21 protein-coding genes and 1 pseudogene are annotated in these 24,268 nt (G+C 59.8%); 6 read left to right on the top strand and 16 right to left on the bottom strand.

Annotated elements, in window-relative coordinates; translation table 11 throughout:
* Positions 1-165 precede the first annotated feature (165 nt).
* From E4P01_RS12255 to E4P01_RS12245, 3 genes are all read right to left on the bottom strand, one after another.
* The gene (locus E4P01_RS12255; RefSeq protein WP_078821218.1) at positions 166-849 is read right to left on the bottom strand and encodes a GntR family transcriptional regulator; all 684 of its coding nucleotides are present in this window, start codon (positions 847-849) and stop codon (positions 166-168) included.
* Between the two features lie 17 nt (positions 850-866).
* Positions 867-1,568 carry a FadR/GntR family transcriptional regulator gene (locus E4P01_RS12250; protein ID WP_014718317.1) on the bottom strand — a complete coding sequence of 234 codons (702 nt, stop codon included), beginning with the start codon at positions 1,566-1,568 and terminating at the stop codon, positions 867-869.
* A 158-nt stretch (positions 1,569-1,726) separates the two neighbouring features.
* Positions 1,727-3,052 (bottom strand): C4-dicarboxylate transporter DctA, encoded by a 1,326-nt coding sequence (locus E4P01_RS12245; protein ID WP_177327440.1) that lies wholly within the window; start codon positions 3,050-3,052, stop codon positions 1,727-1,729.
* 215 nt (positions 3,053-3,267) lie between these two features.
* Between E4P01_RS12245 and E4P01_RS12240 the strand changes: the two genes are divergently transcribed.
* The gene (locus E4P01_RS12240) at positions 3,268-3,897 is read left to right on the top strand and encodes a DNA-3-methyladenine glycosylase I (protein WP_078821219.1); all 630 of its coding nucleotides are present in this window, start codon (positions 3,268-3,270) and stop codon (positions 3,895-3,897) included.
* 66 nt (positions 3,898-3,963) lie between these two features.
* Here E4P01_RS12240 and E4P01_RS12235 read toward each other — a convergent pair whose 3' ends face one another.
* The 7 genes and pseudogenes from E4P01_RS12235 to E4P01_RS12205 all read right to left on the bottom strand — a co-directional run bounded on the left by E4P01_RS12235 (position 3,964) and on the right by E4P01_RS12205 (position 10,027).
* Positions 3,964-4,365, bottom strand: coding sequence for a cupin domain-containing protein (locus tag E4P01_RS12235; RefSeq protein ID WP_078821220.1), 402 nt, complete (start codon positions 4,363-4,365; stop codon positions 3,964-3,966).
* An 84-nt stretch (positions 4,366-4,449) separates the two neighbouring features.
* Positions 4,450-5,883 (bottom strand): annotated as a pseudogene (locus tag E4P01_RS12230) (PLP-dependent aminotransferase family protein).
* A 70-nt stretch (positions 5,884-5,953) separates the two neighbouring features.
* Positions 5,954-6,721, bottom strand: coding sequence for an SDR family oxidoreductase (locus E4P01_RS12225; RefSeq protein WP_032880837.1), 768 nt, complete (start codon positions 6,719-6,721; stop codon positions 5,954-5,956).
* A gap of 21 nt (positions 6,722-6,742) precedes the next feature.
* On the bottom strand, positions 6,743-7,810 hold the full coding sequence (locus E4P01_RS12220) for a phosphotransferase family protein (protein ID WP_032880838.1): 1,068 nt from the start codon (positions 7,808-7,810) through the stop codon (positions 6,743-6,745).
* Positions 7,811-7,939: 129 nt separating this feature from the next.
* A complete protein-coding gene (locus E4P01_RS12215; RefSeq protein WP_032880839.1) occupies positions 7,940-8,893 on the bottom strand; it encodes a 2-hydroxyacid dehydrogenase in 954 nt (317 codons plus the stop codon).
* 145 nt (positions 8,894-9,038) lie between these two features.
* Positions 9,039-9,473 (bottom strand): hypothetical protein, encoded by a 435-nt coding sequence (locus E4P01_RS12210; RefSeq protein ID WP_032880840.1) that lies wholly within the window; start codon positions 9,471-9,473, stop codon positions 9,039-9,041.
* Positions 9,474-9,526: 53 nt separating this feature from the next.
* On the bottom strand, positions 9,527-10,027 hold the full coding sequence (locus tag E4P01_RS12205; protein WP_032880841.1) for a DUF4822 domain-containing protein: 501 nt from the start codon (positions 10,025-10,027) through the stop codon (positions 9,527-9,529).
* 553 nt (positions 10,028-10,580) lie between these two features.
* On the opposite strand from E4P01_RS12205, the gene E4P01_RS12200 reads away from it, so the two are divergent.
* Positions 10,581-11,858, top strand: a complete 1,278-nt coding sequence (locus E4P01_RS12200) for a serine/threonine transporter (protein ID WP_005787881.1) — start codon at positions 10,581-10,583, stop codon at positions 11,856-11,858.
* A 128-nt stretch (positions 11,859-11,986) separates the two neighbouring features.
* Here the strand turns inward: E4P01_RS12200 and acnB are convergent, their stop codons facing one another.
* Positions 11,987-14,596, bottom strand: a complete 2,610-nt coding sequence (gene acnB / locus E4P01_RS12195) for a bifunctional aconitate hydratase 2/2-methylisocitrate dehydratase (RefSeq protein ID WP_005787883.1) — start codon at positions 14,594-14,596, stop codon at positions 11,987-11,989.
* A 396-nt stretch (positions 14,597-14,992) separates the two neighbouring features.
* On the opposite strand from acnB, the gene E4P01_RS12190 reads away from it, so the two are divergent.
* Complete coding sequence (locus tag E4P01_RS12190) at positions 14,993-15,463, top strand: DUF1289 domain-containing protein (protein WP_078821225.1); 471 nt, start codon at positions 14,993-14,995, stop codon at positions 15,461-15,463.
* 123 nt (positions 15,464-15,586) lie between these two features.
* Here E4P01_RS12190 and E4P01_RS12185 read toward each other — a convergent pair whose 3' ends face one another.
* Positions 15,587-16,450 carry a universal stress protein gene (locus E4P01_RS12185; protein ID WP_216091272.1) on the bottom strand — a complete coding sequence of 288 codons (864 nt, stop codon included), beginning with the start codon at positions 16,448-16,450 and terminating at the stop codon, positions 15,587-15,589.
* A gap of 147 nt (positions 16,451-16,597) precedes the next feature.
* Between E4P01_RS12185 and miaE the strand changes: the two genes are divergently transcribed.
* The gene (gene miaE / locus E4P01_RS12180) at positions 16,598-17,200 is read left to right on the top strand and encodes a tRNA isopentenyl-2-thiomethyl-A-37 hydroxylase MiaE (protein WP_216091273.1); all 603 of its coding nucleotides are present in this window, start codon (positions 16,598-16,600) and stop codon (positions 17,198-17,200) included.
* Here the strand turns inward: miaE and E4P01_RS12175 are convergent.
* Positions 17,156-18,355 (bottom strand): MFS transporter, encoded by a 1,200-nt coding sequence (locus E4P01_RS12175; protein WP_216091274.1) that lies wholly within the window; start codon positions 18,353-18,355, stop codon positions 17,156-17,158. The genes miaE and E4P01_RS12175 overlap by 45 nt on opposite strands.
* A gap of 157 nt (positions 18,356-18,512) precedes the next feature.
* Here E4P01_RS12175 and E4P01_RS12170 point away from each other — a divergent pair, with 157 nt between their 5' ends.
* Both E4P01_RS12170 and E4P01_RS12165 read left to right on the top strand, forming a co-directional pair.
* On the top strand, positions 18,513-19,220 hold the full coding sequence (locus E4P01_RS12170) for a response regulator (protein WP_032880845.1): 708 nt from the start codon (positions 18,513-18,515) through the stop codon (positions 19,218-19,220).
* Entirely contained in the window at positions 19,221-20,498 is a 1,278-nt protein-coding gene (locus E4P01_RS12165) for an ATP-binding protein (protein ID WP_078821229.1), read from the top strand.
* A gap of 56 nt (positions 20,499-20,554) precedes the next feature.
* On the opposite strand, the gene E4P01_RS12160 is transcribed toward E4P01_RS12165, so the two are convergent.
* From E4P01_RS12160 to E4P01_RS12150, 3 genes are all read right to left on the bottom strand, one after another.
* Positions 20,555-21,346, bottom strand: coding sequence for a MipA/OmpV family protein (locus E4P01_RS12160; protein WP_078821230.1), 792 nt, complete (start codon positions 21,344-21,346; stop codon positions 20,555-20,557).
* Between the two features lie 16 nt (positions 21,347-21,362).
* Positions 21,363-23,186: a serine hydrolase domain-containing protein gene (locus tag E4P01_RS12155; protein WP_216091275.1), complete on the bottom strand. Its 1,824-nt coding sequence runs from the start codon at positions 23,184-23,186 to the stop codon at positions 21,363-21,365.
* Positions 23,187-23,323: 137 nt separating this feature from the next.
* Complete coding sequence (locus E4P01_RS12150; protein WP_216091276.1) at positions 23,324-24,205, bottom strand: LysR family transcriptional regulator; 882 nt, start codon at positions 24,203-24,205, stop codon at positions 23,324-23,326.
* Between the last annotated feature and the right edge of the window lie 63 nt (positions 24,206-24,268).

The following is a 24,268-nucleotide window of genomic DNA, read 5'->3' as shown; positions in this document are numbered from 1 at the left end:
CAAAGCCCCCGCATCGTGAGATGCGGGGGCTTTTTATTTGATCTGGAATGCGATCAATGTGGGAGCTGGCTTGCCTGCGATAGCGGTGGGTCAGTTAATAATCGAGTCACTGGTACACCGCTATCGCAGGCAAGCCAGCTCCCACAGTTTGAACTTCATTCGGAATCAGTGGTGTTTCAGTAGCCGGGTTTCCAGGTGATCCAGGTGCTGGGTCATCAGGGCGACAGCCGTGTGGGCGTCGCGCTGTTCCACGGCATCCACAATCGCCACATGCTCCTGCCACGCACAATACGTGCAGGCCTTCGTTTCAAATTGCGCAATGATCAACGACGTCAACGGCACCAGGCTGTTGAGAAACTGTGCCAACGGCGCATTGCCTGCCATGTGCGCCAGTTGCAGATGAAACTCCCCAGAAAACCGGATCGCCGGCCCACGCTGGTCACGCTCAATGGCGTCGCGCTCCTGCGCAATCAGCTCGCGCAGTTGGCGGATTTGCATCGCTGTGGCCTGGGCGCAGGCCAGTTGCACCACGGTCATTTCGGTCAGGCGCCGTGCTTCAAGAATCTGCCGTGTGTGCTGGGCATCCGGCGCGGCGACCTGGGCGCGCTGGTTGGGGCGCAGGATGACCACTTGCTGATGGGACAGCTTGGCGAGCACCCGGCGAATCACGCTGCGGCTCACGCCAAAGAGTTCGCCCAGGCCTTCTTCGGTGAAGCGGCTGGCAGGCGCAATGCGTTGCTCAAGGATCGCGTCGAACAAGCGCGGGTAGATGTCGTCAACCGAAGGCTTCTTGCCCGACACCAGGCGCAGGCAGGGCAGAGGGTCACGTTGCAGGGCGTGGACGTTCATGGCCGGTCTCCAATTATTCAGCTGCCCAGATGGTCATCCGGGATATTCAAGCGAATGCCCATGCGCAAGCCTTCCTGCAGGATGTGCCGACGCATTTCGGCACTGGCCAGGGCGCTGTTCTTGTTGCGGATGGCGCGTACCACGGCTTCGTTCTCTTGCAGGCGTTCGGCCAGGTGTTCAGGGGAGTTGCGCAATACCTGGGCGCTTTGTTTGAGCGCGGTGCTGGTTTGCTGCACCACGTTCTGGAAGATCGGGTTGGAGGTCAGGGCAAACAGTTCTTCGTGAAAGTCGATGTAGGCGTTCATGCCCGCCTCGGCGTCGCCGGCATCCAGGGCTTCGCGCATGTCCATCAGCGTCAGGCGCAGTTGGCCGATTTCCTTGCTGCTGATGGATTGGGCGACCAGGCCGACGATGAAGGGTTCGAGGGTATAGCGCAGTTGCAGGATGTCTTCCAGGCTGGCGTCGGCCACCGCGTCGCTCGACTGCGGCTCGCTGACGCTGGTTTCCAGTACCACCACACCTTTGCCCGGCATGGAACGCACCAGGCCCAAGGTCTCCAGCACGATCACCGCTTCACGCAGGCTCGGGCGGCTGATACCCAGTTGCTCGGCCAGCTCACGCTGGCCTGGCAGCATTTCACCGCGGCGCCACTGGCCTCGCGCCAAGGCGGCGCGCAGTTTTTCTACCACTGAATTGACGACGGTTGAGGTGCTGATCACGTCGAAGGCTCCTTGATGTTGCTCATACAGTATTCAGTCTGGCAAAGGGCCAATGTGGGAGCTGGCTTGCCTGCGATGACTGAGTGTCAGGCACTACATTTGACGCTGACTCACCGCTATCGCAGGCAAGCCAGCTCCCACATTGGATGGGTGTTGTCCTAGAACTCCTGATGCGCCGGCAGCACCGGCTTCTTGGCCTGAAAGGCATAACCCTGCTGGCCGTCGAGCACCTTGTTGGCACGCTGAATATCGATATCTTTTTCCCAGCGAGCAATCGCCACGGTAGCCACGCAGTTGCCGATCAGGTTGGTCAGCGCACGACCGATCCCCATGAACCAGTCCACCGCCAGCACCAACACCAGGCCCACCACCGGAATTGCCGGGATCGCCGTGAGTGTCGCCGCTAGAATCACCAATGCCGAGCCCGGAATGCCGTGGGCGCCTTTGGAGGTGATCAACGATACCAGGAGGATGGTCAGCAAGTCGGTCATCGACAGCGGTGTACCGGTGGCGTTGGCGATAAACACGATGGCCAGGGTCAGGTAGATCGAGAAACCGTCGAGGTTGAACGAGTACCCGGTGGGAATTACCAAACCCACGGTGGAACTGCCAATGCCCAAATGTTCCAGCTTGCGCATGATCTGCGGCAGCACAGCGTCGGACGAAGCGGTGCCCATCACGATCAGCAGCTCTTCGCGCAGGTACTTGAGCAGCGGCAGCATCCGCAGGCCGGACAAGCGCATTACCAGCCCGAGGATCAGCGCGACAAAGGCAAAGCACGTCAGGTAGAACAGCCCAACCAGGCTGCCCAGGTGTTGCAGCGAGTCCAGGCCGTAGGTGCTGGTCGTGAACGCGATGGCACCGAATACGCCAATCGGCGCCAGGCGCACGATCATGCCCATGATGCGGAAGATCACATGGCTAAGCTCATTGATCAGCCGCGAGATACCGCTGGCCGCTTCGCCCACCAGGTTCAGCGCACTGCCGAACAGCACCGAGAACAGCAGCACCTGTAACACGTTGTTATCGGCAAACGCACCGATCACCGAGTTGGGAATCAGGTCCATCAGGAACTGGCTGGTGCCCTTGATGTGTTGGCCCTTGTCGGCCAGCTCATTCAAGCCGGCGGAAGAGAGTTGCTCAAGATGAATATTGGCGCCGCTGCCGATGCCGGTGCTGAAGGCCATGATCAGGCCAAGCACCAGGGCGACGGTGGTCAGCACTTCAAAGTAGATCACCGACTTGAGCCCGATACGCCCGACCTTCTTCAAATCGCCGGCGCCGGAAATACCGCTGACCACGACACAGAACACGATCAGGCCGATCAGCATTTTGATCAGCTTGATAAAGCCGTCGCCCAGGGGTTTGAGTTGTGAGGAAAATTCGGGAAGGGCCAGGCCGCAGGCGATGCCGAGCATCAGGCCAATCACGACTTGCAGGAAAATCGAACGCGAGCACCATCTGAGCATGGGAGGGATCTCTATTCGGTGCCCTGGTGGTTCCAGGGCTTAATTGTTGTGGTCTTACCGGTAAGTCCAGTGCGCGGCCAGTCTACGCTTGGTTTTTTTCAAACAACAAGTAAATATTCAGCGGTTGGCAGGTCCCGGTCTGACCAGTTGGTCGGTAAGTACGGTGCTTGAGCGGTTGACGGGGATTAATTTTTTTTGCGTATCATCGCCTTGGGCATACGAGGTGATGGATGGACCAATCAGGGCTTACAACCGACGAAGCAGGGCGCATGTATTGCGCCTGGCGCACTGCAGCGCCTGCGTACCTGCATTACCACGACCACGAGTGGGGGGTGCCGGTGGCGGATGACATCGCGTTGTACGAGAAGATCTGCCTGGAGGGGTTTCAGGCGGGGATGGCGTGGATCACCATTCTGCGCAAGCGCGATAACTTTCGGCAGGCGTTCGAGGGTTTTGATTTTCGCCGGGTGGCGCAGTACGGCGAAGCGGACATTGAGCGGTTGATGAGCGAGCCGGGCATCGTGCGCAATCGGGCAAAGATCATCTCGGCCATCAACAACGCACGCCGGGCCTGTGAACTGGTGGAGGAGACCGGCTCGCTGGCGCGCTGGCTGTGGGCGTTCGAGCCCGGCGCAGAAGAGCGGCCGGCAGTGGTGGACATGGCTTACTGGACGGCCAATCCGACCTCAGCGGCTTCGATGCGCTTGTCCAAGGCCCTGAAGAAACGCGGCTGGACCTTCGTCGGCCCGACCACGATGTATGCGTTGATGCAGGCGATGGGGATGGTCAATGATCATCTGGAGGGTTGCGAGTGCCGGCTGCGCATTGAAGACCAGCGCGACCTATTCAAACGTCCCTGACCAGACACGGTTAAAACTGTGGGAGCAGGCAAGCCAGCTCCCCCATGGGTTTTGTGGTGTTGCTGATTATTTGGGAAGCGGGGTGAGTACCTCAGCCTTGTCATCCAGCACCATCACCACCAGCAGCCTGGCCGGTTGGGTCTGGCTGGCATTGCTTGACTCAAAATGCCGCGAGCCGGCCGGTTCGTAGAACGATTGCCCGGCTTTGTAGGTGATCGCCTTTTCATCATTGACCCGCGAGGTGATCGCGCCTTGCAGCACATAAGCCACCGCAGTGCCGGTGTGGCTATGGGGCACGGTGGCCTGGCCGGGGGCGTAGTCAACGGTGAGCATGATGGTTTTCTTGCCGGGCACGTTGGTCAAGGGGTGCTCCTGCAGCACCTTGAGCGTTTCCTGGTTGTATACCGGGTCGTGGGCAAATGCGCTGAGGGAGGTGAGCATCAGCGTGGTGGCGAGCAATCGTTTCATGATCAGGATTCCGCGTAGTTCGAGACCTCTTCACCCTACGCCGTAGCCTGTACGCCACCAATGACCAATACGCCGGAAAACCCCTTAGCCAATCTGCCGGAGAATATCGCGCACCTTGTCCAGCGCCGGGTCGATGTCCAGGGTCTCGATGGCGCCGAAGCCGAAAATCAGCCCCGAGCGTAATGGCACGTCGTGGAAGAATACGTCCAGAGGGTACAACCCCACCTCGACCTGACGCGCCTGTTCTATCAGCAATGGGATATTCAACGCCACCTTGCACAATGCCGCCAGGTGAAAGCCCGCCACCGTCGGAACCGCCTCGAACCACGGTGACAGATCGCCCGCCAGACGCTGCAGTATTCGTTCGCGACGCCCCGCGTAGATGCTGTGGCAACGGCGAATATGCTTGAGCAGGTAGCCTTCGCTGATGAACTTGGCCAATGCCCACTGCGGCAGGGTAGAGCTGTGCTGGTCGGTCAACTGCTTGGCCTTGAGCACCGCGCCATAGATCGCTGGCGGCAGCACCGCGTAGCCCAGGCGCAACTCGGGCAACAGGGTTTTGGAAAAGGTCCCGACGTAGGTGACCACGCCTCGGGTGTCCAGGCTTTGCAGGGAGTCGGTGGGGCGCCCTTCGTAGCGAAATTCGCTGTCGTAGTCGTCTTCGATGATGATCGCACCCAGCTCGATTGCGCGGTCCAGCAGTGCCTGGCGGCGCCTCTGACTCATCGGCATGCCGAGGGGGAACTGGTGGGACGGGGTTACGTAGATCAGACGGGTGCCATCGGGGATCTGATCGACCTGGAGGCCCTGTTCGTCGACGGCCACGCTGGCGACGCTGGCGCCCATCGCTACGAACATTTGGCGCGCGGGGCTATAGCCTGGGTCTTCCATCGCGACCATGCTGCCGGGTTCCAGCACCACGCGGGCAATCAGGTCCAGCGCCTGCTGCGCGCCATTGGTGACCACGATATCGCTGGCGCGGCATTTGACCCCTCGGGAAAACGCGATATGCCCGGCGATGGCCTCGCGCAATGCCGGTAACCCTTCCGGTTGGCTGTAGAAACCACTGTTCTGGGCGATACGGCGCAGCGCATCCTGGGTGCAGCGTCGCCATTCGTCCTGAGGGAACTGGTTGCGTGCAGTCGCGCCGCCGATAAATTCGTAGCGCAGGATGCCCTCACGGGAAGGGTGGCCCATGGGCGAGGGCAGTGCTGCCCACTTGCCCAGGTTGGCGGCGCAGGCCAGGTCGGTGGCGGTTTGCACACGATCGGGTTGGGGCGCCCACGCATTGACGAAAGTGCCGCGGCCGATCTTGCCGATCAGCAGGCCTTCGTACGTGAGGGTGGTGTAGGTATCCGACACCGTCTTGCGCGATACGCCCAGTTGTTCGGCGAGCAGTCAGCTCGGTGGCAGTTGCGTACCCGCCGACAGTCGCCCGGTGGCGATAGCTTCGCGCAGTTGCTGATAAAGCTGGGCAGCCAGGTCCTTGCGGCCATTGATGACGAGGTGCAGTTCCATGTTTCATCCTGGAGACAGATCGATCCGCGCCAAGGTTACGCGCAAATCGATCTGAAGAAACCAGGCAGTGTCAGGACAGGAAGCCGCCGTCTACATTCAACGACACACCGGTGGTGTAGCTTGACGCATCGCTGGCCAGATACAACACCGCGCCGGCCATTTCGCTGGGGTCGGCGACGCGCTTGAGGGGGATCTGCGCCAGGGCCACTTTCAGGATCGAATCGTTCTTGACCAGCGCCGAGGCGAATTTGGTATCAGTCAGGCCCGGCAGCAGTGCGTTGCAACGGATGCCGAATGCCGCGCATTCCTTGGCGAACACCTTGGTCATGTTGATCACGGCAGCCTTGGTGACCGAGTAGATGCCCTGGAACACGCCCGGCGAAATGCCGTTGATCGACGCCACGTTGATGATGCTGCCGCCGCCGTTCTCGCGCATCAGCTTGCCGGCTTCCACCGACATGAAGAAGTAACCGCGGATATTCACGTCGACCGTCTTCTGGAATGCGCCAAGGTCGGTATCCAGCACGTTGCAGAACTGCGGGTTGGTCGCGGCGTTGTTGACCAGAATATCCAGGCGGCCGAACTGTTCGCGGATGCCGGCGAACACCTGGGTAATCTGCTCCATTTCACCGATATGGCAGGCAATCGCCGTGGCCTTGCCGCCGTCGGCAATGATCGCGTCGGCGACGTGCTGGCAACCTTCCAGCTTGCGGCTGGAGACGATCACGTGGGCGCCTTGCTGGGCCAGCAGCTTGGCAATGGCCTCGCCGATACCACGGCTGGCGCCGGAAACGAAGGCGATCTTGCCGTCAAGGTCAAACAGGTTGGTCTTGGACATAAGGGTTCCTTGTGGTTGCGATCAGAGCGCTGATTTGCCAATGACATTCAGGCTCATTTGCTCCAGCAGCTTGTTCATGTGGATGAACTGCGCAAAGCGTTTGTCCTGGGTCTGGCCGTGGAAAAAGCGGTAGTAGATCTGCTGCACGATGCCGGCCAGCCGGAACAGGCCGTAGGTGTAATAGAAATCGAAATTGTCGATCGCAAGCCCCGAGCGCTCGGCGTAGTAGTCGACAAACTGACGGCGGGTGAGCATCCCCGGGGCGTTGCTCGGCTGGCGCCGCATCAGTTGCACCGGCGCCGGATCTGCGGCTTCGATCCAGTAGGCGAGGGTGTTGCCCAGGTCCATCAGCGGGTCGCCCAGGGTGGTCAGTTCCCAATCCAGCACGCCGATGATCTGCATCGGGTTGTGGGGGTCGAGGATCACGTTATCGAAGCGGTAGTCGTTATGCACGATGCTGGACGTGGGCGAATCGGCTGGCATTTTGTCGTTGAGCCAGGCGCGTACCGCTTCCCATTTTGGCGCATCAGGGGTCAGGGCTTTTTCGTAGCGCTCGCCCCAGCCACGAATCTGCCGCGCCACGTAGCCTTCAGGCTTGCCCAGGTCGGCCAGGCCGCAGGCGCTGTAGTCGACTTGATGCAGTTCGACGAACTTGTCGATAAAGCTTTTGCACAGCGCTTGAGTCTTGGCCGCGTCCAGGCCCAGTTCGGGCGGCAGGTCAGAGCGCAGGATGATGCCGTTGACCCGTTCCATCACATAGAACTCGGCACCGATCACTGATTCATCGGTGCAGTGCACGTATGCCTTGGGGCAATACGGAAAACCATCTTTGAGCTGGTTGAGAATGCGGTATTCGCGGCCCATGTCGTGGGCGGACTTGGCCTTGTGGCCAAACGGCGGGCGACGCAGCACGAATTCCTGGCCTGGATATTCCAGCAGGTAGGTCAGGTTCGATGCGCCGCCGGGGAACTGACTGATCGCAGGCGTGCCGTTCAAGCCCGGAATGTGGGCCTTGAGGTAGGGATCGATCAGGCTGGCATCAAGTTCTTCGCCGGGGCGAATCTGGGTCGATTGGTCGTTCAGCGCCATGCTTATCCCTTCTGCTTATTCTAAAGGCCTTGGACTATTTCCTAATCTAATGCGCACCGCCGCCCAGCGACAAGGTCGGGGCGGCTTAATAGGTTAGCGTGTTGAAGGGTGATCAGCGTGCCTGATCGGTCATTTTGCGGGCGCTGGCAGTGCAACCGGCGTGAGCACCGGACGGCCGGCGAAGTATTCCACCAGGTTGTCGGCCACCCGCTGCACGGTGTCATGGGCCGCCTCCGGTGACAGGCCGGCCACATGGGAGGTCAGGACGGTATTGCTCAGGCGCTTGAGGGCGTCGGGCACCTTGGGTTCGTCGTCGAATACATCCAGCGCGGCGCCGCCGATACGCCGTTGCTCCAGGGCAGCCACGAGGTCAGCGGTCACCACCACGCTGCCGCGGCCAATGTTCACCAGATAGCCATTGGGGCCCAACGCATCCAGCGCATGTTTATCGATCAGATGGCGAGTGCTGGCCCCACCTGGCGTGGCCAGGATCAGGAAGTCCGAGGTGCGCGCCAGTTCGACGGCCGTTGAACAGTAGGTGTAATCCACGTCATCGCGGGGTTGGCGGTTGTGATAGCTCACCTCCATGCCGAAGCCGAGAGCGGCGCGCCTGGCGATTTCCATCCCCACGGCACCGAGCCCGAGAATTCCCAGTTGCTTGCCGGCCAGGGAAGGGCGCATGACCTTCGGCCATTCGCTGCGCCGCACGGCGGCATCGGTCTGGGGAATCCCGCGCACCAGCGAGAGCAGCAGCGCCATGGCGTGATCGGCCACCGAGGGGGCGTTCACGCCGGCACCGTTGGTGACCACGATCCCACGGTTGCTTGCCGCTTGCAGGTCTACATGTTCGTAGCCAGCACCGATCACGCAGATGATCTCCAGCAATGGAAGCGCGGCGATTTCCTCGGCATACAGCCCCAGCGGCCCGCGGGTCAGCACGGCCTTGATCTGCCCTGCGTGGGCCTTGATCGCCTGGGCCCGTTCTGCGGGCGTCGGCGCCAGGATCACGTGAAAGTCATTGCTTTCGATGATTTGCAGGTATTCGTTGATGGTTTCAACCAGGACTAGAACGGTGGTGGGCATGGGGCAGCTCTCCGGTGAGTTCGATGCTCGGATTATGCTGCATTTGTGTTGTGTGAAATGCTGAGGGCGCAGAGAAAGCGCCACTGATTTTGCGAAAAGTGCCAGCGTCTCGGCGAGTGGGAGACGCTGTTTGCGCGCGTGCGAATTATTTAGCGGGTACGGGCTTGCGCACCTTGCTCTGTTCGGCCGCTACGATGTCCATGTAATCGTAGGTAGGAAAGAACTCCGTCCTGAAGGGGCCCCATGCAGAGCGTTCGATGGCGAGATTGACTTCCCGCAGGCGCGAGGCGGGGAAGCGTAGAACGATGACGTGACCGATCCCCATGGCGATGTTCCAACTGACAATCTCTACCCCTTCAGGAGGGAATACTTTAAAGAGTTCCTGTTCGGTGAGTTTTGTTCTTATTTCGTTCAAGTTGCGAGATTGGTCATGTTTGAGGAAGACGGTCAACATGACCGCATTGTCAGCGCTGATGGCGACAGGTTTTCCTGACGTGGAAGCCTGCGCATGAAGGCCGCCTGAAACAAGGGTAGAGAGCAATAAAACAGACGCCAGTAAAGGCTTTAATAGTGTTTTCATTGAGTGAGGCCTTTTATGAGTATTGTCGCTACTCGTGGGATGAGTGTTGAGGGTTAGTGGGTGGGGGTGGTTTTGACTGATCCGGTATAGGGCGCATGAACCACATGTATTCGAACAAGAGGGTTGGCGTCGATCATGTCGCGCGGCACTTCACGAGAATAAGTGAATTCCTGATTGTTCAACGTCTCAAGTTTTCTGACGATGGTTTTCGTTGCACCTTTATCCGGTATCAGGATATGGTTTTTCTTGTCACCCGTTACCATGAAGTAACCGCCGCCGCCGTTGTCATATTTTGATAGCCCGGTATCGGTGTAGAAAAATTCGTAGCGATTACGTTCAGGGTCCCACACTGATATTCCAACGACACCTGGGTACTTGTCCTTTACGTCGATCTCCGGGGCGCCTTCTATATAAACTTTTGTCGTCAGCCAGCGGGGGGATGTACCCAGGGCACTTGCGTCTGAGTTTTCTACTGCCGGTTGTGCTTGGCTGGCCAATGGGCTGAGTATTCCGGTGGCAAGTATCAGGGAGAAAATAAGGTTGTGTTTGTTCATCTAGTCGCTCCTGATGAGTGAGGTTTTTAATTCTGCTGTGGTGGGTTTAGATGCTTTTGTTTTTTTGAACTGGACTGGAATATAAACGTGATAGAAGGGGCTCTCAATGCCTGGGAAAACCCTTGCAACAAATGCCGCAATCATTAGAGTTTCAATCGAGAGGCGTTGATTAACTGTATGTAAGAACTTTCTTATATGTGAGGGTGTTTAACTTTAATTGATATTGGGTCTCTGTCAGCGGCTCCCCACTGGCGAACTTTGAGTGACTGGGTTTATTTAAACAAAGCTTCGTCGGCCTTGCGTGATCGACCCTCCCAATGCCCCGCTGGCAGGGGCGTTCGTGAGGTGGGTAAAGGCGGTGGACATCTGGCGTTGAATCAACTGAGCCGCCCCATGGGCTGCCTTCCAGCCTTTGCACTGCATTACCGTTCCTCATCTAAGTCTTTGCTTATTCAAGAGAATCCCGGACAATCCGGCCCTTGTTACGGCCAGGGCGCTGCCTGTCAGGTTTTTCTGACTCGTGCTGGCCATGTGAATGCGGAGATCCGACCGGATGAATGATCAGGCCAATAGCGTCGACGAACGCTATGCAACGACACCTGCAACCCTCACAAGCTGGAGCCGCCAGGACACCACCTGGATGCTCGGGCTATTCGGTACCGCCATTGGCGCCGGTACTTTGTTTCTGCCAATCAACGCGGGCCTGGGGGGCTTCTGGCCGCTGGTGATCCTGGCGTTACTGGCGTTCCCGATGACGTTCTTTGCCCACCGTGGGCTGACCCGTTTCGTGCTGTCTGGCCGTGAAGGCTCAGACATCACCGACGTGGTCGAAGAGCATTTCGGTATCAAGGCGGGTGCGTTGATCACCTTGCTGTATTTCTTCGCGATCTTCCCGATCCTGCTGATCTACAGCGTGGCACTGACCAATACCGTGAGCAGCTTCATGGAACACCAACTGCACATCATGCCGCCGCCTCGTGCGATCCTGGCGTTTGTGCTGATCCTCGGCCTGCTGGCCGTGGTGCGCTGCGGTGAGCAAGTGATCGTCAAGGCCATGAGCCTGATGGTGTATCCGTTTATCGTCGCCTTGCTGTTCCTGGCCGTGTACCTGGTGCCGCACTGGAATGGCGGCATTCTCAGCACTGCCAGCGAGGTGCCGGCACCGTCGGCGCTGCTCAATACGCTGTGGCTGGCGATTCCGGTGATGGTGTTCTCGTTCAACCATTCGCCGATCATCTCGGCTTTCGCGGTTGACCAGAAACGCCAGTACGGCGCACACGCCGAGGAGCGCAGTTCGCAGATCCTGTCCCGCGCTCACTTGTTGATGGTGGCGATGGTGCTGTTCTTCGTGTTCAGCTGCGTGCTGACCCTGTCGCCCGCGCAACTGGCCGAGGCGAAAGCGCAGAACCTGTCGATCCTGTCGTACCTGGCCAACCACTTCGACAACCCGACCATCGCCTTTGCCGCACCGTTGATTGCGTTCGTGGCGATTGCCAAGTCGTTCCTGGGCCACTACATCGGTGCCAGCGAGGGTCTCAAGGGGCTGGTGGTCAAGACCGGTCGCCGCCCGGCACCGAAGACCCTGGACCGCATGACCGCCGCCTTCATGCTGGTGGTGTGCTGGATCGTCGCCACGCTCAACCCGAGTATCCTCGGCATGATCGAGACCCTGGGTGGGCCGGTGATTGCGTCGATCCTGTTCCTGATGCCGATGTACGCGATCCGCAAGGTTCCGGCCATGGCCAAGTACCGTGGGCAGGCGTCGAATGTGTTTGTCACAGCCGTCGGCTTGGTTGCCATTACGGCATTGGTGTATTCGCTGGTTGCCTAAGCCCTGATGCGGTCTATCTGACTGCACAGCTCCCACATTGGTTTTGTGTTGGCAGTAAAGGTTAGTTCCAGGCATAAAAAAACGCCGCGTATCTTGCGATACGCGGCGTCTTTCACATCAACACACCCTTAAGCTTGAATCACCGGGATGTTGGCGCTTGCTGCGATCTTGCGGAACTCGGCGATCTGGTCGAAGTTCAGGTAGCGGTAGACGTCACTGGCCATGGTGTCCAGTTTCGCTGCGTAGCCCATGTACTCTTCGACAGTCGGCAGGCGACCCAGGGTAGAGGCCACTGCCGCCAGTTCGGCCGATGCCAGGTAGACGTTTGCACCGTCACCCAAGCGGTTCGGGAAGTTACGGGTCGACGTCGACACGACGGTGGAGTTCGGTTCTACACGTGCCTGGTTACCCATGCACAGCGAGCAGCCCGGCATTTCCATGCGTGCGCCAGCCTTGCCGTAGATGCCGTAGTAGCCTTCTTCGGTCAACTGGTGAGCGTCCATCTTGGTCGGCGGCGACAGCCACAGACGAGTCGGCAGCTGGCCCTTGACCTGCTCCAGCAGCTTACCGGCAGCGCGGAAGTGACCGATGTTGGTCATGCACGAACCGATGAACACTTCGTCGATCTTCTCACCGGCAACGCTGGACAACAGACGGGCATCGTCCGGGTCGTTAGGGGCGCAGAGGATCGGCTCGTTGATTTCCGACAGGTCGATCTCGATGATTTCGGCGTATTCGGCGTCGGCATCGGCTTCCATCAGTTCCGGGTTGGCAACCCAGGCTTCCATCGCTTGGGCGCGACGTTCCAGGGTGCGGGCATCGCCGTAGCCTTCACCGATCATCCAGCGCAGCAGGGTGATGTTGGAGTTCAGGTACTCGGTAACGGACTCTTTGGACAGCTTGATGGTGCAACCGGCAGCCGAACGTTCAGCCGAGGCGTCGGACAGCTCGAAAGCCTGTTCCAGCGTCAGATCGTTCAGGCCTTCGATTTCCAGGATGCGGCCGGAGAAGGCGTTTTTCTTGCCTTTCTTCTCTACGGTCAGCAGGCCAGCCTGGATCGCGTAGTAAGGAATGGCATGAACCAGGTCACGCAGGGTGATGCCAGGCTTCATCTTGCCTTTGAAGCGCACCAGGATCGATTCCGGCATGTCCAGTGGCATTACGCCAGTGGCTGCGGCGAACGCGACCAGACCGGAACCGGCCGGGAACGAGATGCCCATCGGGAAACGGGTGTGGGAGTCGCCACCGGTACCGACGGTGTCCGGCAGCAGCATACGGTTGAGCCAGCTGTGGATGATGCCGTCGCCCGGACGCAGCGATACACCGCCACGGGTCATGATGAAGTCAGGCAGGGTGTGGTGGGTGGTCACGTCGATCGGCTTCGGGTACGCCGCGGTGTGGCAGAACGACTGCATCACCAGGTCGGTCGAGAAGCCCAGGCACGCCAGGTCTTTCAGTTCGTCACGGGTCATTGGACCGGTGGTGTCCTGGGAGCCCACGGTGGTCATCTTCGGCTCGCAGTAGGTACCAGGACGAACGCCTTTGCCTTCTGGCAGGCCGCACGCCTTGCCGACCATCTTCTGCGCCAGGGTGAAGCCCTTGCCGGTGTCGACAGGCGCTTCAGGCAGCTTGAACAGGTCGGTAGGGCCCAGGCCCAGTTCGGCGCGGGCCTTGTCGGTCAGGCCGCGACCGATGATCAGCGGGATACGGCCGCCGGCGCGAACTTCGTCCAACAGTACCGGAGTCTTCATTTCGAAGGTGGTCAGGACTTCGTCGGTGCCGTGTTTGCAGACTTTGCCAGCATGAGGGTACAGGTCGATCACGTCGCCCATGTTCATGTTGGTGACGTCGAATTCGATTGGCAATGCGCCAGCATCTTCCATGGTGTTGTAGAAGATCGGAGCGATCTTGCTGCCGAAGCAGAAACCGCCGGCACGCTTGTTCGGCACGTAAGGCACGTCGTCACCGAAGAACCACAGTACCGAGTTGGTGGCCGACTTACGCGACGAACCGGTACCGACCACATCACCGACGTAGGCGATCGGGAAGCCTTGGCCGCGCATTTCTTCGATCTGCTTCATCGGGCCGGTCTTGCCTTGCTCGTCCGGCACGATGCCTTCACGAGCCATTTTCAGCATGGCCAGGGCGTGCAGCGGGATGTCAGGGCGGGACCAGGCGTCAGGCGCCGGGGACAGGTCGTCGGTGTTGGTTTCGCCGGTAACCTTGAACACGCGCAGGCTGATCTTGTCGGCCAGGGTAGGGCGGTTGCGGAACCACTCGCCGTCAGCCCAGGACTGGATCACGCCTTTGGCGTGTTCGTTGCCGTTGCGGGCTTTTTCGGCGACGTCGTGGAACGCATCGAACATCAGCAGGGTGTGCTTGAGTTGGGCGGCCGCGACGGGCGCCAGGGTGGCGTCGTCCAGCAGCTCGACCAACGTCACGATGTTGTAGCCGCCTTGCATGGTGCCGAGCAGTTCAACAGCGCGTTTCTTGTCGATCAGGGGGGAAGTGGCTTCGCCCTTGGCCAGGGCAGACAGGAAACCGGCCTTGACGTAGGCAGCTTCGTCAACGCCTGGTGGAATGCGGTTGGTGATCAGGTCAACGAGGAATTCTTCTTCGCCAGCCGGAGGATTTTTCAGCAGCTCGACCAGGCCTGCGGTTTGTTCGGCGTTAAGCGGCTGGGGAACGATACCCAGTGCTGCACGCTCTTCGATATGTTTGCGGTAGGCTTCAAGCACAGTTATTACCCTCATCAGTGGTCCCACGGGACGCTCATCCAGAAATGAACGGCACGCATGCGCTCAGGGGCTTTTTGGGCCGCAAAGCCAGCGCTGCCGGCATTCCTTTACAGAAGCTGCTTTCAAAGTTTTACGCCTGCAGAACGGAGCTGATGAGGGTTGGCGTGGGCTCTGACCTACCGGGTCGAAACCACGCCAACACCGTTCTGAAGGAACGACTGTGCTCGTGACGCTTTGAAAACAGCTTCCAGCGGATTATTGGCGCCTTACAAGGCCGGGTGATTCTACGGCAAAAAAAATCTAAAGGTAAGTTGCCTGGCCAAGTTTGCTGGGTGATCAACCTTAGACAAAGGGCTAACATGGCGCACTGTTTCGCTGATTTGCGTGTTGTCGCCCATGTCCAACCAAACCATCAAGACCCCCTGCGTCGGCCTCTGCTCCACGGTCTACGGCGACCTCGTGTGCCGCGGCTGCAAGCGTTTCCACCATGAAGTGATCCAGTGGAATGGCTATAACGAAGAAGAAAAGCGCGCAGTCTGGCTCAGGCTTGAGCAACTGCTGGTGCAGGTGATGGCCGGCAAAGTGGAGGTGTTTGACCCCAAGACCCTGCGCGGGCAGTTGGAGCAACGCAAGATCCGCTTCGTGCCGCACCAGTCCGAGTATTGCTGGGCCTACCAGTTGATCGCACGCGGGGCGCGGGTGATCAATAACCTTGAGGCGTACGGCATGGTGCTGTTGCCGGAGTTTCGCGACTGGCCCTTGCCGGACCTGCGCGATGCGATTGATCGGGAGTTCTTTATCTTGTCCGAGGCGCATTACCAGCGCTATATCGCCCCGGGGTTCCTGAGAGATGCGCTGTCTACCTGACAGCATGCATCCAAATGTGGGAGGGGGCTTGCTCCCGATAGCAGTGTGTCAGTCAGCCCATCCTTCACTGACCCACTGCTATCGGGAGCAAGCCCCCTCCCACATTTTGCCCTCTATTGTTCTTCAGGGCTTGGTTGCCAGTTCTTGCAGATGATCCATCAACGTCTGCGGCTTGAGCACCAGCACGTCGCTTTCCACCGCATCGAGCACCACCTCCGCCGTATTACCGATCAACGCCCCCGAAATCCCGGTGCGGGCCACGGTGCCGATGATGGTCACCGCCGCGTGCAGCTGATGGGCCATATGCGGGATCAGCACATCGGCCGGGCCTTCCTTGATATGCAGGTGCCTGCCGTCCACGTCGAACTCGTCCTGGAATGCCTTGCATTGTTCGCGATAGCGCGCCTCGATGGTTTCCTTGAGCTGGAAGGTCGGGTCGGCTGCCGACAGCATCGGCGACGGGTGGGCGCTGATCACATGCAGTTGCGCCTTGGCCAGGCTGGCGATATCAAAGCCATGGTCGATGATCGCATTGTGCAGTGAGCGGTGTTCGCTGTCGGTATTGCCCACATCGATGGCCGCCAGAATCACTCCGCCAGCCCATGGCGTAGCAGTCTTGACCAATAGCACCGGCGTCGGGCAATAGCGCAGCAGCTTCCAGTCCGCCGGCGTCAACAGGGCTTTTTTCAGCGGGCTGTCGGGAAAGTGCTGTTTGATCACCAGGCCGCAGCCTTCGGCTTGCTGCACCTCGATAATGGTGTCATGCAGGCTTTCGTTCCACGCCTGCTCGGTGGAGACGCTGTAACCGTCGTTCCTTAAACCCTCCTTGAGCACACTCAACAGCGCCGAATGCTCGTGTTTCTTGTCGCAGACCAGCAAGTGCAGATGTGCGTCGGTCACCCCGGCAATCAGCTTGCCACGCTTGAGGGCCAGGCTTTCCGAATGCTCGGGCTCGATGACCACCAGGATGCTGCGGATGGCTTGCATGATCGGGATCTCCAGGAAGGGGCATGCAACAACTATAGTTGCTGCCCGCCAGACGTCATGTTGATGCACATCAAGGCCGGTGGCTGGTGGTCTGCGGCGGGGTCGGTATAATCCGCGCCCTTTTGTGATCCTTTGCCCGTGAGCCCGATGAACCTGCCCGAAATCCACGAATTCCTCGGCTGCCGCACCCCCGACGCCTGGGTCCAGGCCGCTCTGGCCAATCAGGAAACCCTGCTGATCGACCACAAGAACTGCGAATTCAAAGCCGCCAGCACCGCCCTGAGCCTGATGGCCAAGTACCACGGCCATGTTGACCTGATCAATATGATGTCGCGCCTGGCCCGCGAAGAACTGGTGCACCACGAGCAAGTCATGCGCCTGATGAAGAAGCGCAAGGTTGAACTGCGCCAACTGCACGCGGGCCGTTATGCCTCGGGTTTGCGCAAGGTGGTGCGCAGCCACGAGCCGGTCAAGCTGGTGGACACCCTGGTGGTCGGCGCTTTTATCGAAGCACGCAGCTGCGAGCGTTTCGAAGCATTGGTGCCGCATTTGGACGAAGAGCTCGGCAAGTTCTACTTCGGTTTGCTCAAAAGCGAAGCCCGGCACTTCCAGGGTTACTTGAAGCTGGCCTACCAGTATGGCGACGCCAAGGACATCGCCCAGGTGATCGAGCGGGTGAGGGCGGCCGAGCAGGAGCTGATCGAATCACCCGACATCGAGTTCCGCTTTCACAGTGGCGTGCCAGCCTGAGGCCACCGCCACGCCGATCAAGGCGGTGATCCCGGCGAGCAGCAGGATCACCATTTGCGTGCCCAACGGCGCTGCCAGCACGGCGATCATCAGGCCCGCCAACGGCTGCGGCAGGTTGTTGAGCAAGGTGATCACGCCTACCGTCTTGCCGAAATCCTGCACCGGGATCACTTTTTGACGGGTGCTGCGCAGGTACACGTTGAACATCTTGTCAAAGCCCGTCACCAGCAGGAAGCCCACGGCATACGCCCACACACCGGGGCTGACGGCGGTGATCAGCGCGCCGACCGCAATCATCGAATACGACAGCCCACCCATTACTTTCAACGGCAGTGATGAGCGTGCCAGGTAAAACAGAATCCCGATGGTGACCAGCGCGCCGGCGGCTTGCAGCAGGGCGTAGGCATCCTTGTCGGCGGCGTATTGGCCGGTAACCATGGCGGCCGAGGTGGCCAGTGTGACCCCGATAATCAGGTTCACGCCGACTGCCAGAATGATGATGCGCTTGAGTTCCACCAGGTTGCGGATGTGGCCAAACGCGGTGCGCAGCGGTTGCAGCCAGATACCCGGGTGCTGCTCATGGCTTTGCAGGCTCACCGTGGTGTTGCGCTGCCAGATCAGCATTGCCAGGTCAGCGAGAACAAACAGTGCGGCGATGGCCAGCACCACCCAGGGCCAGGCCCAAACCTGCAGCATCAACGCTGCCAGCAACGGCGCGAGCACCAGGCCGCTCTGGTCGGCAATCTGCGAATAGGACAAGGTCTTGGCGTAGGTGTAATGCTGGAAGACATGCGGCATCACCACCTCCCGCGCCATGATGCCCTGAGTGGTCAATACCCCGCACAACGCGGACAGCATCACCAGCCAATGGATCCCGTCGAACAGCCCATACAGCGCCACCGCCACCACGCAGGCCAGCGCGCGATACACCTGGCTGATATGCAGAATGCGTACGGGTGAAAACCTGTCGCACAAGGCTCCGCACACCGGAAATGCCAGATAGCGCGGCAGCGATTCGACAAAAAACGCCAAGCCCGCCCAAGACACGCTTTGAGTGGTCTGGAACACGATCAGCGGCACGATGAACAGCAGGATCTGGTCGGCCAGCCGCGAGAGGAACAGCGAAACGAAGAACGCCAGATAATCCTTGCGCATACAACTCCTTGAGAATGGCGTTAAAGATTGCAGGCTATTTGTTAAAAACTCTTAAAAGTATGAAGTTTCATCGGCTCGTACTGGCCAGCTGCTTCTGTGCGCCTGCTTGCTACCTATAATGCGCGCACTTCAATCTGCGTTTCTACACTGAGAACTTATGGAAAACCTGGGTCTGGGCAAGGTCCTGCTCGTTGAGGACGATGAAAAGCTGGCAGGGCTGATCGCGCAGTTCCTGTCGCAGCATGGTTTTGAGGTGCGTGTCGTGCACCGGGGCGATGAAGCCCTGGCGGCGTTCCTGGACTTCAAACCCAGGATTGTCGTGCTCGATTTGATGCTTCCGGGCCAGAGCGGGCTGCATGTTTGCCGCGAAATTCGCAATGTGTCAGACACGCCCATCGTGATCCTGACAGCCAAGGAAGACGATCTGGACCATATCCTGGGCCTTGAGTCTGGTGCTGACGATTACGTGATCAAGCCGATCAAGCCGCCAGTGCTGCTTGCACGTTTGCGTGCGTTGCAGCGCCGCCAGGTGCCCGAGCCCGCGGCGCGGGGGGCCCTGGAGTTCGGCCGCTTGTCGATTGATCGCAGTTGCCGGGTCGTCAGCCTGGGCGGTCAGACCATCGATCTGACGACCATGGAGTTCGAGTTGCTGTGGTTACTGGCCAGCAGCTCGGGCAAGATCCTCTCGCGCGATGACATCCTCAATCGTATGCGTGGTATTGCCTTTGATGGCCTCAATCGCAGCGTTGATGTCTACATCAGCAAATTGCGCGGCAAGCTCAACGACAACCCTCGCGAGCCGGTGTGCATCAAAACCATCTGGGGCAAGGGTTACCTGTTCAATCCGTTTGCGTGGGAGGTTTAGATGCTGCGCTTGTATCTGCGCCTCTATGTGATCCTCGCGCTCGGCCTGGCCGGGTCGGTCTGGCTGGTCAACTATGGCCTGGACGCGTACATGCCCGAGTCCAACGAGACCTATAACCGTGAAGCCTTGCGCGGCCCGGCGTGGGCCCTGGTGGAACAATTGCGACCGGTACAGGGAGAGGCGCGCCAGGCACGCCTGGCTGAGCTGCAACCGCATTATGGCTTGCGCCTGAAACTGGTGCAGCGCGACGCCCAGCACCTGAGCGAGCGCGAACAGAAACTCCTGGCGAGTGACCAAGTGGTGGTACGCGAGGATTTTATGAAGTTCCTGTCAGCGATTGACGGCGGCCCGCAATTACTTGAGATCCAGCTGCCGGAAGAACCCAAATGGCTGTATTTGTGGGCTTATGGCTTTCTGGGCGCAGGCCTGGCCATCGTCCTGTATTTCTGGGTACGCCCGCATTGGCGTGACCTGGAGCATATCCGCCTGGCGGCGCAACGTTTTGGTGACAATGACCTCGGCTCACGCATCCTGTTGCCAAGGCGCTCCACCGTTCGCGAACTGGCAGGGCACTTCAACCAGATGGCCGAGCGCATCGAGAGCCTGATCGCCAACCAGCGCGAACTCACCAACGCCGTATCTCACGAATTGCGCACGCCGATTGCGCGCTTGTCGTTTGAACTTGATCAACTGCGCCAGCAGATCGATCCACGCCAGAGCAGCGAGTTGATTGCCGATATGTACGCCGACCTCGGCGAGCTGGAAGAAATGGTTTCCGAACTGTTGACCTACGCCAGCCTGGAGCGCGGTGCCACCCAGGTCACCCGCGAGAACATCGAAGCCCACAGCTGGCTCGACAGCGTGATCGGCAGTGTGGCCCTGGAGGCCGAAGCACAGGGGGTGCAGTTATCGCTGCGTACCTGTGAGGTCGACTTTATCCGCATCGAGCCACGCTTTATGGCGCGGGCGGTGATCAACCTGCTGCGTAACGCCATCCGTTATGCCGATCGCCGCGTGGAAGTGTCGCTGGTCAAGTTCGGCAACGGCTATGAAGTACGGGTCAATGACGATGGCCCAGGCGTGCCGCTGGAGGGCCGCACCAAGATCTTCGAACCCTTCCTGCGCCTCGACGCCAGCCGCGACCGTCGTACTGGAGGGTTTGGCTTGGGCCTGGCGTTGGTCAAGCGCGTCAGCCAGTGGCATGGCGGGCAGGTGGAAGTGCTGGATTCGGAGTGGGGCGGGGCGTCGTTTCGGATGACCTGGGCGTATGGCGAGTAACACCTTTTGAATACTGCACTGCCCCTCCCACATTTTGATTGGGTTACCAACTTGAATCAGAAGGTGTATTCCACCATCCCCATCACCGACGTCTGCAAGCGGCGCTCCACAATCGGGCTCTTGCCCGCTTTATCCGCCAGGTACTGCACATCCAGCAGCGTCGAGAACTGTGTGTGCTCGCTGATTGGCAAGCTCCACGTAAGGTTCATGCCATTGCTGATATTGCCGCCGCTGGCCTTGTATGCCTTGAAGCGGCTGCGCGCGGCTTGGCCGGTGGTCACGCCGTACCAGGTCTGCAGGTAGTCGCGGTCACCAAAGTGGCTGTTGATGGCGGTATCGACGGAACCGTAACGGCCTTCATAGAGATTGGTCCCCAGGCTCAACTCCAGATGGGTAAAAGCCTTGCCGGTGTCCTTGTGTTTATCTTCTTCAAGCGCATGTTCCAGGGTGGCGCCAATGATCACACCGCCGAGGTTGTAGGCGGCACTCACCCCCAATTGCGGGCGTGACTTGATCTCGCCCATGCCTTTGAGGCGTTTGGAGCCGGCATGCATGCTTTCGTTTTTATCCTTGCGCGAATCGCTTGCGCCAACGTATGCGCTGAAGCTCAAGGCATTGCCTTCGTAACCCCAGCCCAGGCCCGTATCAGTGTCGAGGAAGACGCCCCAAGGGCTGATGATTTTGCCGCCCAGCACAGGCGCCGTCATGCGTTCGTCGCTGCCACTGTAGCGGGGGGCGTTGGCTATGCCGGCCTTGAGGCTGTATTGCCAGTCTTCGGCAAGCGCCGTGTCGGCGGCGGCAAGCAGGCACAGTGAGGTCACTGACAGGCACAGGTTTTTTGCGTGCATCAGGTGTTTCTCCAGGTTAGAAATTCAAGGGTGTGTGGGGGGACTGGGTGCGTTTGAAGGAATAACCCGAAGCGCTCAGCCCGTTGACCTGGCGGCTGACGGTGTCGCCCAGGCCGTAGCCGGTGCCGGCGAGTACCGCGTGGGCGTTGTCGACCGGCAGCAGGATGTAGTCAGTCAGAGGCTCGTCGTGCAATTGGCCGCGTATCACCAGGAAGCCATCTTCCAGGCGCACACTGATGCCGCTCAACGGTGCGTCGGGTTCATGGCTGTTGAGTACCTGATAGGTGCCGATGGTGTCGGCCCAAGCCGTAGACAGGGTCGGCGGCTCGATGCGCTCACCGATAGCAATGCGTTGGCCGTGGCTGCGGGCCGTGAGCATCTGCCGGCCTTGTACCGTCACTACATCAAGCTGGATGCGACCCAGGTCGCCCAGGTCCTTGAGCCAAAAACCCAGGACCTTTTTCTGCGCACGCAGCCAGCCCTGGTCATCGCGCAACAAGTCGAAGGTGTAGCCGGCCAGTTCGCCAGCCAGGCGCTCACGGTCATCCTTGATACGGAATACGCCCCAGGGGGTCGCGTAGAACCCGGCCAGGCGCTTGCGGTCGACGGCCGCTGGCACGTGGCGCAGTTTCAGACCGTGGCTGGGAGCCTGGCAGTCGTCGGCGCAGGGGCGCTCGCCGGTTTGTGCCTCAAGCATCAGGCGCAGGCTGTCGATGGACAGCGACACCACCATCTCTTCGGCATTGCTGTCGTTGGCCATGATGATCACGGCCAGTTGCTGGTCCGGCAGCAGAGTCACCTGGGCGGCGAAATCATCGCCGCCGCCGCTGTGCTGGTAAGTACGCACACCGGGGGCAATCGGCTCGTCACCGCATGGCGCCAGAAACCAGCCCAGGCCCATCTGGCAGTCAAAATCCAAGGCGTTGCCGGTGTTTTGCTGGGTAAACATTTGATCTATTGAAGCGCTGCCCAGCACGCGGTTGCCCTTGTAGGTGCCTTTGGCAAACAACATCTGCACGTAGTGACTCAGATCCTTGGGGCTGGCCCACAGGCCACCGGCGGCAAGGTCGCGTACCTGGGCGTCGGTGCTGGCGTTGCCGTCCTCATAACCCAGGGCGCGAAAGCTCAATTGCGCGCCGGTGCCGAGGAAACTGGACTGGTTCATGTGCAAGGGGGTCAAGAGGCTGCTTTGTAGCTGGGCTTCGAAGCTTTTGCCGCTGCTGCGCTCGATGGCGGCACCCACCAGCGAATAGCCGAGGTTGGAATAAGCCACCTGAAAACCGGGCGGGCTGCTCAGCCATACGCCCGACACGCGCATCGGCATCTGCCCCATGGCATAGGTGCTGTGCAGGTCACGCAGGTGCTCACTGGGCAGGCCGGATTGATGGCTGAGCAAACGCCGTAACGTGATGGCGCGATCTGCTTCGGCCTGGTCGTCATGAAAGCGCGAGCGTACGTAAAATTCACGCAGGGTTTGCTGGATCGGTGCATCCAGTGCCAGGCGCTGTTGCTCCACCAACTGCAACGCCGCCGTGGCGGTGATCAGTTTGGAAATCCCCCCGGCGCGAAACGCCGTGTTGGGCGTAACCGGCACGCCCTGGGCCTTGTCGGCCAAGCCAAAGCCACGGGCCCAGATCAACTCCTGGCCATTGACCAGGGCAATCGACAAGCCTGCCACATTTTCCCGGACCATCTCCCGGGGTATGCGTGTTTGCAGGTAACGGATGATCGCGCCGTAATCGCCTTTTTGAATCGGCGGCGGAGCAGGCGGTTGCGAGTGGCAACCGATACTGCTCAGCAGGCAACCCAATAGCGGGATACCGCGCAGTCTGCGAAACATCAAGAGCACCCGAATGATGATTTGGATGCTGGAATGCTAGGGCGGCGGGGGCTGAGAATCTTTGAGTGCTTTGTCGGGAAACTGTCAAAGACTGTTAACGGCCAACTGTAGGAGCGAACTTGCTCGCGCCTACAAGATCAGGGCATCAATGTGGCGATCAGTGCCCGAATGGTCCCCGGTAATGCCTCCAACTCGCGCACCAGAATGCTGCGCTCGCGAATCGCCCAAGGCTCGTCCAGCTTCACCGTCACCAACTGCATGGTGCGGCTGTGGCGCTGGGCGGCGGACTCGGGAATGATCCCGATGCCCACGCCGGTCTCGACCATCCGGCAGATCGCCTCGAAGCTCGACACCTGGATGCGCAGCGACAACTGCTTGCCCAGGCGCTCGACATGTTCGCGCAGGAAACTCAGCAGCGTGCTGCCTTCATGCAGGCCGATATGCTGGTAGGCGAGGGTTTGTTCGAGGGTGACCGAAGGCTGATCGGCCAAGGGATGCCCGACGGGCACCATCAGCACCAATTCATCCGTACTGAAATGCAGCACCTGCAAGCCAGCAGCTTCCACGGGACCGGCAATAATGCCCATGTCGCTGGTGCCATCGAGTACGCCGCGCACGATGTCCCGAGACAGGCGCTCCTGCAGGTCGACGGTCACGCCTGGGCGCTGGGACAAAAAGCCCGCCAGCACTTCCGGCAAGAACTCGGTGACCGCCGTGGTGTTGGCGAAGATGCGGATATGCCCGGCTGAGTCCACGCCGTATTGGGTGAACTCGCTTTTCAGGTAGTCCACCTGACGCATGATCAATCGCGCATGGTGCAACAGGCGCTCGCCCGCCGGGGTGATCTCCACGCCACGGCTGTCGCGGTACAACAGGCGGGTGTCGAGCTGACCTTCCAGGGCCTTGATCCGCGCACTGGCGGCGGCCGGCGACAGAAACGCGCGCTTGGCGCCCTGGGTCAGGCTGGGGGATTCGGCGATATGGATAAACAGGCGCAGGTCGGCGAGATCAAAGTGCATGCAAGACTCCCGGTACAGGGTGGCAGCGTTCAGCATAACCGAACGCTGGTTTATTGAAATGCA

Source organism: Pseudomonas sp. NCIMB 10586, assembly GCF_023127895.1.
Taxonomy (GTDB): Bacteria; Pseudomonadota; Gammaproteobacteria; order Pseudomonadales; family Pseudomonadaceae; genus Aquipseudomonas; species Aquipseudomonas synxantha_A.
The sequence above is the reverse complement of the archived record's forward strand: the minus strand, read 5'-3'. Positions and strand labels throughout refer to the sequence as shown.

Coding starts and splice junctions, on each gene's coding strand:
- E4P01_RS12215 (WP_032880839.1), bottom strand. CDS start 8,893: ATGCCCACCACCGTTCTAGTCCTGGTTGAAACCATCAACGAATACCTG.
- E4P01_RS12150 (WP_216091276.1), bottom strand. CDS start 24,205: ATGCACTTTGATCTCGCCGACCTGCGCCTGTTTATCCATATCGCCGAA.
- E4P01_RS12155 (WP_216091275.1), bottom strand. CDS start 23,186: ATGTTTCGCAGACTGCGCGGTATCCCGCTATTGGGTTGCCTGCTGAGC.
- E4P01_RS12190 (WP_078821225.1), top strand. CDS start 14,993: ATGTCCAACCAAACCATCAAGACCCCCTGCGTCGGCCTCTGCTCCACG.
- E4P01_RS12170 (WP_032880845.1), top strand. CDS start 18,513: ATGGAAAACCTGGGTCTGGGCAAGGTCCTGCTCGTTGAGGACGATGAA.
- E4P01_RS12175 (WP_216091274.1), bottom strand. CDS start 18,355: ATGCGCAAGGATTATCTGGCGTTCTTCGTTTCGCTGTTCCTCTCGCGG.
- E4P01_RS12225 (WP_032880837.1), bottom strand. CDS start 6,721: ATGTCCAAGACCAACCTGTTTGACCTTGACGGCAAGATCGCCTTCGTT.
- E4P01_RS12240 (WP_078821219.1), top strand. CDS start 3,268: ATGGACCAATCAGGGCTTACAACCGACGAAGCAGGGCGCATGTATTGC.
- E4P01_RS12185 (WP_216091272.1), bottom strand. CDS start 16,450: ATGCAAGCCATCCGCAGCATCCTGGTGGTCATCGAGCCCGAGCATTCG.
- miaE (WP_216091273.1), top strand. CDS start 16,598: ATGAACCTGCCCGAAATCCACGAATTCCTCGGCTGCCGCACCCCCGAC.
- E4P01_RS12235 (WP_078821220.1), bottom strand. CDS start 4,365: ATGAAACGATTGCTCGCCACCACGCTGATGCTCACCTCCCTCAGCGCA.
- E4P01_RS12200 (WP_005787881.1), top strand. CDS start 10,581: ATGAATGATCAGGCCAATAGCGTCGACGAACGCTATGCAACGACACCT.
- E4P01_RS12165 (WP_078821229.1), top strand. CDS start 19,221: ATGCTGCGCTTGTATCTGCGCCTCTATGTGATCCTCGCGCTCGGCCTG.
- E4P01_RS12220 (WP_032880838.1), bottom strand. CDS start 7,810: ATGGCGCTGAACGACCAATCGACCCAGATTCGCCCCGGCGAAGAACTT.
- E4P01_RS12160 (WP_078821230.1), bottom strand. CDS start 21,346: ATGCACGCAAAAAACCTGTGCCTGTCAGTGACCTCACTGTGCCTGCTT.
- E4P01_RS12255 (WP_078821218.1), bottom strand. CDS start 849: ATGAACGTCCACGCCCTGCAACGTGACCCTCTGCCCTGCCTGCGCCTG.
- E4P01_RS12210 (WP_032880840.1), bottom strand. CDS start 9,473: ATGAAAACACTATTAAAGCCTTTACTGGCGTCTGTTTTATTGCTCTCT.
- E4P01_RS12205 (WP_032880841.1), bottom strand. CDS start 10,027: ATGAACAAACACAACCTTATTTTCTCCCTGATACTTGCCACCGGAATA.